The sequence below is a fragment of the Phyllobacterium phragmitis genome (assembly GCF_002980495.1).
Taxonomy (GTDB): Bacteria; Pseudomonadota; Alphaproteobacteria; order Rhizobiales; family Rhizobiaceae; genus Paramesorhizobium; species Paramesorhizobium phragmitis.
On record NZ_PVBR01000050.1, the window covers coordinates 1 to 7,918 of the forward strand.

At 66.5% G+C, this 7,918-nt stretch carries 2 protein-coding genes; both read right to left on the reverse strand.

What is annotated here, in order from left to right:
• On the reverse strand, positions 1 to 3,068 hold a 3,068-nt coding region (locus C5748_RS26975), incomplete at its 3' end, for a hypothetical protein (RefSeq protein WP_105746100.1).
• Positions 3,065 to 7,918, reverse strand: a 4,854-nt coding sequence (locus C5748_RS26980; protein ID WP_146119639.1) for a DUF11 domain-containing protein, incomplete at its 5' end; no start/stop codon positions are given. The genes C5748_RS26975 and C5748_RS26980, both read right to left, overlap by 4 nt.

A 7,918-nucleotide genomic window follows, 5' to 3' on the forward strand; every position in this document is an offset into this window, starting at 1 on the left:
GACAGCGACACCGCCTTGCGGTCGAAGTCGGAGCGCTCCAGCCCGGTGCCCGGATCGATGCTGTCATCCTCGATCGTGCCGGCCTCGAAGCCGCCATCGACGGTCCACACCGCATCGGGCGTATAGACGACGCCATAGGTCTTGGTCAGCGCGTTCCGGCGGCCGAACAGGTCGTAATTGTTCTCGGCATAGGCCGACAGCGTATCGTCGAGCTTGCGGCGCATGCCGAGCACGAAGGTGCCCCTGTCGGTGCCGTCGAGATCATAGGAACGGTCGAGGTCGAAGCCGCGGTCGGGATCGAGCCGGTAGCCGAAGTAGTAATTGTCGTCGGCGGTCGGCGCATAATTGATGGCGGCGAGCCCGCCGACGCCGGTATTGCCGTAGGACACCTCGCCCTCCAGGCCGATCTTCTCGGTCAGCTGGTATTTCGAGCCGAGGCCGATGCGGTCGTTGCGCCTTATATCGCCGTCGCGCGACAGCGTGCCCTGGCCGAAGACATAATATTCCTGGTCGGCGTCGGGGGCGTAGGTCAGCCTGACGCCGGCATCGAGCCTTTCGCCGTCATTGCCGCCCTTGCCCGAAGCAACCGCGATCGGCGAGCGCAATTGCGAATAGGAGACGCCGAAGGACGCCTTCCAATAGTCGTTGAGCTGACGGCTGACCGTCGCCTCGCCCTTGCGCCTGGTGCGCCCGCCGGTCTCGCGGCCGTAGAATTCGTCATAGTCGCGGCCCTCGTGGAAGTCGTCATAGGTGAGTTTGAGGGCCGTATCCTCGGTGAGCTCGAGATCGGCATGCGCGCCGAAGATGCGCTGGTCGACGGCGATCTGGTCGGACAGCGTCGAGAAGCCGGCCTGTTTCTGCTCGTAATAGCCGCCGACCGTCCCCTTGATGCCGCTTTTCGAGATATCCTCGAGATCGACCTGGCCGCGGGTGCGCCAGGCCGTCGCCGCGCGGTTGCGCGAGCCCGTGGTGGCGACATCGCTCAAGGTCAGCCCGCCATCGGTGGAGCGCGACGTGCCGAAGCCCGGCCCCTTGGAGTGCGAGACCTCCGCTTCGAGGAAGGTCTTTTCCGAATGGCGGATGGTGATGTCGGCGCCGAGCGCCTGCTGGTCGGCAAGGCCGGTGGTCTCGCTCATGCCGGTGACGCCGATGCGCACCTTCTCGTCGAACCAATGCTGGGCGCGACCGCCATAGACATAGCCGTCGACGTCGCCGGCCGTCGGCGTGTATTCGTACTGGGCGATGAGATAGACCTTGTTGCCGCCGAGCGCCCCCTCGCGCACCGCGGAGTTCGTGCCGGTCGACGACGACAGGGGACGCTTGAGGATGATCACGCCCTGCAGATAGTCGAACGTATAGTCCTCGCCATAGACCAGCGTCCTGCGCTCCAGCACCTGAGCCGTCACCTGGTCGCGCACCTCCACCGTCAGCGTCTCGGAACCGGTGGTGATGTCCTGGCGCTTGAGGAAGTAGGCCGAGCCGCCGGTGCCGAGGAACTCGTCGCGCTGCGGCAGCGTGTCGGGCTGGGCGGCGTAAAGGCTGACCTCGGTCTGCCGCTCGCCGAACGCCGTCACCGCCTCGGAGCGGTAGACGCCGCTGGCGCCATAAAGCGCGCGCTCCGAATGCATGAACTCGGTGCCCTTGATGATCGCCTTGTAATTGCCCCACATCACATGGCTGTCGCCGCGCTCCAGCCTGACATAGAACTTGCCATTGGTCGGCGCGTCGTCGATGACGGTCGAATCGTCGCCATAGACGGGATAATACTGATCGGGATCGATGCGGCGCAGAAGGTTCCTCGGATCCTTGTCGTCGAGGCCGCGGAACAGATTGTCGAGATCGTCATCGCCGGTATCGGCGGCCGCGGTCAAAAGATACTGGCCCTTGATCTTGCCCTTCACATAAAAGGCCAGCCTTCCCCTGGTATAGACCTCGTCATATTCGCCGGAGCGCACCGCTTCGATATTGTCGTCGCCGGAGCGCTTGCCGACGGTCAGATCGGCGAGGCCGACATAAAACCAGTCATTGTCGGGGATGTTGATCTCGCGGCTGAAGTCGAGCGCGCTGCCCTTCAGCGAACCCAGCACCGCGACATCGACATCGTGATCGCCGGGCGGCAGGATGCGCTGCACGACGAAGGACTGGTTGCGGTCGAGCGGCACGATATCGTCGAGCGCGCGCACCTGATAGCCCTCAGGCACGTTGCGGCCATAGACCGTCACCGCGCCGCCATTGACCTGGATGTTGCGCGAGCCGGTATTGTCCTCGCCCATGCCGGGCGCCGGCGCGTCGGTGATCTTCGTCTCCTCCTTGGGAAGCTCCCTGTCGGTGCGGGCGATCGGGCGCGGCAAGGTCTCGTCATAGCGGCCCTGATCGTCATAGACGCGCAGGACATATTTGAACCGCGTCTCGTCGTTCTCCGTCTCAGGCATCACCCAGCCGGCCTCGCCATTGACCGTGACCGGGATGACGCCGGCCGGTTCGCCGGTCAAAGCCTCGTCGGCCTCGAAGATGCGGATTTCGGAACGCGCGATGAAGGCCGGATAGTTGGCGGTGGCGAGGAAGCGCACCGGCTCGCCGACATGATAGGCGCGGCGGACAGGCACGGTCGAGACATTGAGGATCGGCCGGACGTCGAGCCCGTCGAACTTGACCTGGATATCGACGGCGCTCAAGCCGACATCGCTCTGGCGCTGCCGGTTGGTCTTGCCCTTTGCCGGCGCACCGGACGGCTTGCCGGCCTCGGCGACGGTCTCGCCGTCGACGCTGATCGAAAACGGGATATCACCGCCCTCACCTGGCTGTTCCTGCTCGACATTGGGCGCGATGGCCACATCCCTGACGGCGCTGTTGTCCAGGACCTGGCCGCGCAGCGGGGCCTGCACCCCGTCCTGGGGCCCATCCTGGGCCCCATCCTGAGCCAAGGCATCGATCGTTGCCGCATGAACCGCGGCCAAAGCGCAGCCCGCCAAAAGCAGATTGCGCTTTTGCGCGATCGCGGCAGTCAGGGCCGTTGAACGCAGGGCTACAGAACGCAAGACCATCGAACTCTGGCGGATCGTTCTCATTGGCCTGCCTCCACGCGCGTCTCGATGTTGAGTTCGTACCGGCCCCGGACCGATTTCCATCGCTGCGCGATGTCCTCCGCGATGGCCTGGATGCGCCGGCGGGCAAGCGCCGCGTCGGCGGTCGCGCCATAGCCGATGCGCAGCGTCGACGGCTCACCTTCGAGCGCCGCGATCAGTTGATCGATGCCTTTCTGCCATTGCCGCTTCAGGGTGGTTGTGCCCGCCTCGAAGGCGGCATCCATCAGGTCGAGCCGCACCACGCGGCCGATCGAGGCGCCGAAGTTCAGCGTCGACATCTTGCCGGCGGTCAGCCGGATGACCCGCGGGTTCTCCGTCGTCAGCCGGTAGCCGGCCGGCAGGGTGCGCGGATCGAGCTTCATGATGAAGTTGGAGCCGATGCGGCTGTCCGGCAGGTCGGCGCAGGCGACGTGGAAGCGGCCATGCCGGTCCGTCGTCACCAGCGAGCCGCGCACCGTGGCGACACGCACCCCCGGCAGGCCCAACTCGCCCTCGTCCTGATAGCCGTTGCGGTTGGTGTCGTCGAACACCTTGCCGATGATGTCGCCGCAATCGAACACCGGCTCGATCATGATCTCGATATCGGCACGGGCTTCGGGCGCCAGCGGCGCGCCGTCGGGACCGTTGACCACCGCCTTGTTGGTGTGCTTGCCCGGTCCAGCCGAGCTCAAGGCCAGCATCTGCAGCCGGATGATCACTTCGGCATTGGGGCCGAGTGCCACATCGTCGAAGCGCACCCGCTGACCGGCGATGACGGGCGTCGCCGCCACACCGTCGACGGTTGCCGACCCGTCGATGAAGCGGAAGCCGGACGGGATGATGTCGGTGACGACAACCGAACCGGCATTGCGGCTGGAATGGTTGGTCACCTTGATGGTGAACGGCGCCTTCTCGCCACGCTTGATCTGGCGCAGGCCGGCCTGCTTGACGATGGAGATGTCGGAGGGCTCGGCCGGCGGGATCGTCACCGTCGAGGTCGAGCTGTTGGAGGGCACCGGAGTGCCCCCGGCATTGCCCTTTACCGTCGCCGAATTCTCCATGCCCCCGGTCACGCCGGCGGCATTGTCGATATCCTCCTGCGTCAGCGTATAAATGGCGGTGAAGGTCTGCGCGGCCCGTGCGCCCAGCGTCACGCTTGGCGGCGTGAAGGCCGACAGCGTCGCCGTCGCCGGCTTGCCGTTGAAGGTCGGCCCGGCGTCGACCGGCGCGACATCCGTGATCACCTGCTCGCCGGTATTGGTGACGATGAAGCTGTAGGTGATCGTGTCGCCGAGGCTGGCATAGCCATTGCCGTCGACATCGTTGAACCGGCCCGTCTTTTCGATCGTCAGACGCGACAGCTCGACCGGCGGCACCACCGCCGTGTCCGGCGGGCTTTGCACCGGCGGGCCGGACGGCGGAGTGCCCACGCCCGTCGCGGTGTTCGACACCGAGCCTGCCTCGATCTGACCTTGCGTCGGCGTATAGCGCGCGGTGAAGGTGAAGGAGGCGCCAGGCGCCAGCACCTGCGGCCCCTGGTCGAGCGCCACGCCGGCATTGGCCAGCAGCGGATCGTCGACCGTCACGCCGCTCAACGTCACCGCACCCGTATTGGTGACCACGAAGGCGTAAGCGATGCTCTCGCCCGGATCGATCAGTGCATTGCCGTTGAGGTCATCGAGCGTGCCCTGCTTGTCGATGGTCATGTCGGACGTCTGTTCCGGCGGCACGATGATCGTGTCGGGCGGGCCTTCGATCGGCGGGCCCGATGGCGGCGTGCCGGTCGGCGTCGCGGTGTTCTCCACCCGGCCGGCATCGATATGCGCCTGCGTCGGCGTATAGGTCGCCGTGAAGGTGACGCTGCGGCCCGGCGTAAGCCGCTGCGGGCCCGGCGTCACCGATATGCCGGCATCGGCCAGCAGCGGATCGTTGACGGTGACGTCGCTCAAGGTCACCGCGCCGGTGTTGGTCACCACGAACGAATAAATGATGCTCTCGCCCGGATCGATGAGATTGTCGCCGTCGCGATCGTCGAGCATGCCCGACTTCTCGATGATCAGGCCGGACGCCTGGTCCGGCGGCACCACCACCGTATCGGGCGGGCTGTCCGTCGTGCCGCCGTCGGGCGTCGTGCCGGTGCCGGTCGCCGTGTTGGTCACCGAGCCCGCGTCGATCTGACCCTGGGTCGGCGTATAGGTCGCCGTGAAGGTGAAGCTGCGGCCCGGCGCCAGCGTCTGCGGACCCTGGTCGAGTTCGATGCCGGCATTGGCCAGCAGCGGATCGTTGACCGTCACGCCGCTCAAGGTCACCGCGCCGGTGTTGGTCACCAGGAACGCATAGCTGACTGTTTCGCCCGGATCGAGCAGCCCGTCGCCGTCGAGATCGTTCAGCGTGCCCGTCTTGTCGATGGTCAGGCCGGACGCCTGGTCCGGCGGCACCACCACCGTGTCGGGCGGGCTGTCGATCGGATCGCCGCCACCGGGCGGCGTGCCCGTACCCGTCGCCGTGTTCGACACCTGCCCCGCATCGATCTCGTCTTGCGTCGGCGTATAGGTCCCGTGGAAGGTGAAGCTGCCACGGGGGCCAAGCGTCTGCGGGTCTTCGTTGACCGTCACCTTCGGATCGTCGACCGTGACGCCGGTCAAGGTCACATTGCCGGTGTTGGTGACCAGGAACGTGTAGCTGATGGTCTCGCCCAGATCGAGCAGGCCGTCGCCGTCGAGGTCGTTCAGCGTTCCCGTCTTGTCGATGGTCAGCCCGGGCGTCTGGTCCGGCGGCACCACGACCGTATCGGGCGGGCTGTCGATCGGATCGCCGCCACCGGGCGGCGTGCCCGTACCCGTCGCCGTGTTCGACACCTGCCCCGCATCGATCTCGTCTTGCGTCGGCGTGTATGTGCCGTGGAAGGTGAAGCTGCCACGGGGCCCAAGCGTCTGCGGGTCTTCATTGACCGTCACCTTCGGATCGTCGACCGTGACGCCGGTCAAGGTCACATTGCCGGTGTTGGTGACCAGGAACGAATAGGTGATCGTCTCGCCCGGATCGAGCAGGCCGTCGCCGTCGAGGTCGTTGAGCGTGCCTGATTTGTCGATGGTCAGCCCCGGCGTCTGGTCCGGCGGAACCACGGCCGTATCGGGCGGGCTGTCCGTCGTGCCGCCGTCGGGCGTCGTGCCGGTGCCGGTCGCGGTGTTCGACACGGAGCCCGCGTCGATCTCGTCTTGCGTCGGCGTATAGGTCGCCGTGAAGGTGAAGCTCGCACCCGGCGTAAGCGTCTGCGGGCCCGGCGTCACCGATATGCCGGCATTGGCCAGCAGCGGGTCTTTCACCGTGACATCGCTCAAGGTCACCGCGCCGGTGTTGGTCACCAGGAACGCATAGGTGATGGTCTCGCCCGGATCGAGCAGCCCGTCGCCGTCGAGATCGTTGAGCGTGCCCGTCTTGTCGACGGTCAGGCCGGACGCCTGGTCCGGCGGGACCACCACCGTGTCGGGCGGGCTGTCCGTCGTGCCGCCATCGGGCGTCGTGCCGGTGCCGGTCGCGGTGTTCGACACCTCACCCGCATCGATCTCGGATTGCGTCGGCGTATAGGTCCCGTGGAAGGTGAAGCTGCCACGGGGGCTGAGCGTCTGCGGGGCCTCATCGACCGTCACCTTCGGATCGTCGACCGTGACATCGCTCAACGTCACCGTGCCGGTGTTGGTGACGAGAAACGTGTAGCTGATCGTCTCGCCCAGATCGAGCAGCCCGTCGCCGTCGAGGTCGTTGAGCGTTCCCGTCTTTTCGATGGTCAGCCCCGGCGTCTGGTCCGGCGGCACCAGCACCGTGTCGGGCGGGCTGTCCGTCGTGCCGCCATCGGGCGTCGTGCCGGTGCCGGTCGCGGTGTTCGACACCTGCCCCGCATCGATTTCGGGTTGCGTCGGCGTGTACGTGCCGTGGAAGGTGAATGTGCCGCCCGGCGCCAGCGTCTGCGCCGCCTCATCGACCGTCACCTTGGGGTCGTCGACGGTGACATCGGTCAGCGTCAGATTGCCGGTGTTGGTGACCAGGAACGCATAGCTGATCGTCTCACCCAGATCGAGCAGTCCATCGCCGTCGAGGTCGTTGAGCGTTCCCGTCTTGTCGATGGTCAGCCCGGGAACGCCGGGGACGTCCGTGTCGCTCGCCGTGTTGTTGGAGGTGTCGGTATCGGTGATGCCGTCGGGGGTCTCCACATTGGCCGTGTTGACGAGGTCGCCGGTGAAATCGGCCGGCACGCCCATGGTGAGCGCATAGGTCACCGAGGCGCCCACCGGCAGGTCCGCCGTGGTGTCGATCGCGCCCGCGCCGCTTGCCGCGCCGCATGCGGCCCCGCCGGTAACGCCGCCGCAGGTCCAGTTCGCCGTGGTGATGCCGGCGGGCAGCGGATCGCTGACCCTGGCGCCGGTCACCGCGGAGGGGCCGTTATTGCTGACGACGATGGAATAGGTGACGTTGCCGCCCGCCGCATAGGCTATCGCGCCATCATCCTTGGTGATCGCCAGATCGGTGCTGTTGGCGTTGGTGAACAGGCACTGGATGTCCGATTGCGGCCGCACATTGGCGCCGGGAATGGTGAGCGTGGGGGAAGCAAGGCTGCCGATCACCGTCGGATTGCCCGTCGCACCGGCATTCTGGTCGGTACAGACCGCCGAGGCGAGGTTCCAGCCAGTCGGCACGATTTCGCTCAGCGTCAGGTCCGTGCCCGGAACCGCGTTGTAGGCGGGCGAGGAGACGGGCGTGCCCTCCGCCGTCGTCGTCAGCGTGGTCGAGGGCACGGCCGTGCCGTCAGCCTGCACCACGTTGGTCATGTCGAACTCGAAGCTGCCGGTGTCGCC